Source organism: Pantoea sp. GbtcB22 (assembly GCF_019091025.1).
GTDB lineage: Bacteria > Pseudomonadota > Gammaproteobacteria > Enterobacterales > Enterobacteriaceae > Pantoea > Pantoea leporis.
Map to the genome: position 1 here is coordinate 1 of NZ_JAGXKB010000998.1, position 231 is coordinate 231.

General features: G+C 64.9%; 1 protein-coding gene. It reads left to right on the forward strand.

The window, feature by feature from the left end; all coding sequences use genetic code 11:
* A partial coding sequence (locus tag KVT28_RS27295) for a beta-propeller fold lactonase family protein (RefSeq protein WP_217551480.1) occupies nt 1–231 on the forward strand: 231 nt, incomplete at both ends.

Genomic DNA, 231 nt, shown 5'->3' on the forward strand with positions numbered 1-231 from the left:
GGGACCGTCAGCGCCTACTCGATTGACCGCAGCAGCGGTCAGCTGACCCTGCTCAACACCGTCGCCTCCGGCGGGGCCGGTCCAACCTATCTGAGCCTTGATCACCCAGGCCGTCATTTCCTGGTGGCAAACTACGCCGGCGGATCGATTGCCGCGTTTCCAGTCCTGGCCGACGGCCGGCTTGGGCCCGCAAGCGACGTCAAAAAAAGCAAGGGCACCGTCGGACCCAAG